This window comes from Mesorhizobium sp. M5C.F.Ca.IN.020.32.2.1 (genome assembly GCF_004023105.1).
In the GTDB taxonomy this organism is placed as follows: Bacteria; Pseudomonadota; Alphaproteobacteria; order Rhizobiales; family Rhizobiaceae; genus Mesorhizobium; species Mesorhizobium wenxiniae.
On sequence record NZ_RZSX01000770.1, the window covers coordinates 1 to 3,058 of the forward strand.

At 61.7% G+C, this 3,058-nt stretch carries 5 protein-coding genes; 4 read left to right on the forward strand and 1 reads right to left on the reverse strand.

What is annotated here, in order from left to right:
- The 4 genes from EOA86_RS28525 to msrB all read left to right on the forward strand — a co-directional run.
- Positions 1-150, forward strand: a 150-nt coding sequence (locus EOA86_RS28525) for a sigma factor-like helix-turn-helix DNA-binding protein (protein WP_281035704.1), incomplete at its 5' end; no start/stop codon positions are given.
- Positions 147-845, forward strand: coding sequence for an anti-sigma factor (locus tag EOA86_RS28530; RefSeq protein WP_127208581.1), 699 nt, complete (start codon positions 147-149; stop codon positions 843-845). The genes EOA86_RS28525 and EOA86_RS28530, both read left to right, overlap by 4 nt.
- Positions 846-1,058: 213 nt before the next feature.
- A complete protein-coding gene (locus EOA86_RS28535; RefSeq protein ID WP_128344720.1) occupies positions 1,059-1,616 on the forward strand; it encodes a fasciclin domain-containing protein in 558 nt (185 codons plus the stop codon).
- Between the two features lie 216 nt (positions 1,617-1,832).
- Positions 1,833-2,336 carry a peptide-methionine (R)-S-oxide reductase MsrB gene (gene msrB / locus EOA86_RS28540; RefSeq protein WP_065011696.1) on the forward strand — a complete coding sequence of 168 codons (504 nt, stop codon included), beginning with the start codon at positions 1,833-1,835 and terminating at the stop codon, positions 2,334-2,336.
- A gap of 119 nt (positions 2,337-2,455) precedes the next feature.
- Here msrB and EOA86_RS28545 read toward each other — a convergent pair.
- Positions 2,456-3,058: MFS transporter (locus tag EOA86_RS28545; protein WP_128344722.1), on the reverse strand; the 603-nt coding region annotated here is incomplete at its 5' end.

The window sequence follows — 3,058 nt, forward strand, 5'->3', positions numbered from 1 at the left end:
GAAAAGGACCGGGCGGCGGCCGTCCGGGGCGCCTATCTCCAGGGCGAAAGCTATGCCGAACTGGCCGTACGCCATGGCGTGCCGCTGAACACGATGCGGACCTGGCTGCGGCGCAGCCTGTTGAAGCTCAGAGAGTGTCTGGAAAGATGACGCTGGCACAGGATGACGGACCGGAACCTGGGGGCGACGACCTGTTCGCCGCCGAATACGTTCTTGGTGTGCTGGACGCGGACGAACGCGAGATCGCGTCACGCCGTATCGACGCGGACGCCACTTTCGCGCGCCTTGTCGATGCCTGGGAGGCGCGTCTTTCGCCGATGGCCGCCGCCTATCCGGAGACAGAGCCGCCGATCAGGGTCAAGGAGGCATTGGATCGCCGGCTGTTCGTGGCAGAACCCCGCTCCGGCCTCTGGTCGAGCCTTGCCTTCTGGCGCGGTCTTGCTGCCGCTTCTGTCGCAGCGCTGGCGATCACCATCGCCGTGCCTTACCTCAACCCGCCGCTCGAACCGCCGCAGCTTGTCGCATCACTGACCGCTGACGGCAGCGACGTCAGATATCTTGCCGTCTATGACGCTGCCCATCGCAAGATCGGCCTGTCGCATGTCTCCGGTGAGCGTGCCGCCGGCAAGGATTTCGAACTGTGGATGATCGAGGGCAAGAATGCTCCGGTCTCGATGGGCATCATCCCGGCCGGTCAGATCGCCCATATGACCATTGCGCCGGCCGTGCAGGAAAAGCTTGCACAGGGCGCCGTGCTTGCGGTCAGCCTCGAACCGGCCGGCGGTTCGCCGACAGGTCAGCCGACCGGCCCTGTGGTCGCTGCGGGCGATTTGAAGAGCATCTGATCGCCACCTATCTGCTTTCCAGAAGATGTCAAATTTATCGCCTGTGATGGTGTTGGCCGTAAGAATACATCTTTGAACGGCTAACCCTTTGAAAACCCCCCGCTCGAATTGCGAAAAATTAAATTTTTTCCCGAACGTCGAAACTCAAACACTCATCTTCCGTATCTGCTTGCGCCCCAAAGAGGGGAACGACAAACCCGAGGAGATTGAGTCATGCGTAAATTCGCCACCCTTTTGCTTGCCGGCACGGTCGCCGTTTCCGCGCTCGCCACTGCCGCCTATGCCCAGAATCCGATGGTCGGCGGCGCCGCCATGTATGCCACCAAGAACATCGTCGAGAACGCCGTCAACTCGACGGATCACACGACGCTGGTTGCAGCCGTCAAGGCCGGTGGTCTCGTCGACACGCTGCAGAGTGCCGGTCCCTTCACTGTGTTCGCGCCGACCAACGAGGCCTTTGCCGCCCTTCCGGCCGGCACCGTCGACACGCTGCTCAAGCCCGAAAACAAGGACAAGCTGGTCAAGATCCTGACCTGCCATGTCATCGGTGCCAAGGCGATGGCCGCCGACGTCGCCAAGATGGCCATGGACGATGGTGGCGCGCATAAGGTCAAGACGGTTGGCGGCTGCGAACTGACGCTCAAGGCCGACGACGGCAAGGTCACCGCGACGGACGAGAACGGCAATGTCGCCAATGTGACGGTCGCCGATGTCGAGCAGTCGAACGGCGTTATCCACGTCATCGACAAGGTTCTCCTGCCGAAGATGTAACAAAGCGGTCGTCGCCAACGAAGATATGGCTGAGGTTCCATGCCGACTGCGCGGGTTCCGCTTGCGTGACCCGCGCAATCGACAAGCGTACAATCCGCGCCGTCCGCTGTAGGCGTGGGGCAGGTGCGGAATGCCGGGTGTCAGGAGCTGGCCGTCACTAGCTTTTGATTTCCATGTGACGGTCGAATTTGGCAAATGGACAGAGGAGGAATGGTGATGATCCGGCGCGACTTTCTTTGGAGCGGTGCCGCCGCTGTGGCATTGTTGGCAGGCACGGCCGCAACGCTGCACATGGGCAGGCCGCAGGATGCGCACGCCGCCGAAACCTTCGAGGTCACCAAGACCGAGGCCGAGTGGCGCGCCATCCTGTCCGATGCGGCCTTCAATGTGCTGCGCAAGGAAGGCACCGAATATCCCGGCACCAGTCCGCTGCTCAACGAGCACCGCAAAGGCATCTTCGCCTGTGCCGGCTGCGACCTGCCGCTCTATTCCTCTGAGACGAAGTTCGATTCCGGCACCGGCTGGCCGAGCTTCTGGCAGGAGCTTCCCAACGCCGTCGGCAAGACCGTGGACAGGTCTCTCGGCATGACCCGAACCGAGGTCCATTGCCGCCGTTGCGGTGGTCATCTCGGCCATGTCTTCGACGATGGCCCGCCGCCGACCGGCCTGCGTCATTGCATCAACGGCGTCGCCTTGACCTTCAAGCCGGCCACCGCCTGACCTAAAGCGCTAGCGTTTGACCGGCCTCACATGCATGTCGTTATCGCAAAACCGCTGCGCACTTTTGCGCGACATGCATTAGAGCGCCGCGCGTCTTTTGGACGCGCAAAGTTGCACGATCAATGTCCGCCACCTCCGCCAGCCTGCTCTGCCGGCTTGCGGATGACCATGGTGAAGATCGCCAGCGTGGCGAACAGCGCCGTCAAGAGATAGAACACGTCCATGAAGGACAGCAGCGAAGCCTGCTGCTGGACCATAGCAGACAATTTCGAGATCGCCGCCTTGGACGCGTCCAGGCCGGCATTCTGCTGGAAGTCGAGCGTGATGTTCTGCAACTTGGTTTGCGCCTCGGCACTGCCCCATTGCACATGCTCGGCCAGCCTTGCGTAGTGGAATGCGTTGCGGTCGATCAGCACGGTGTTGATGACGGCAAGGCCGACGGCGCCACCGAGATTGCGGGTGAGATTGAACAGGCCGGAAGCATTCTTAAGCCGGTCAGGCGGCAGAGTTCCCAGTGCGATGTTGTTGATCGGCACCATGCACAGCATCATCGAGGCACCACGCAGGATCTGCGGCACCAAAAGCTCCCAGAAATCCCAGTCGGCGGTCAGATAGGTCATGCGCCAGGTGCCTGCGGCGAAGCCGAAGAAGCCGATCATCATCATCAGCCGCGGATCCATCTTGCGCGACAGGATGCCGGAAATGGGCGCGGTGACGAACAT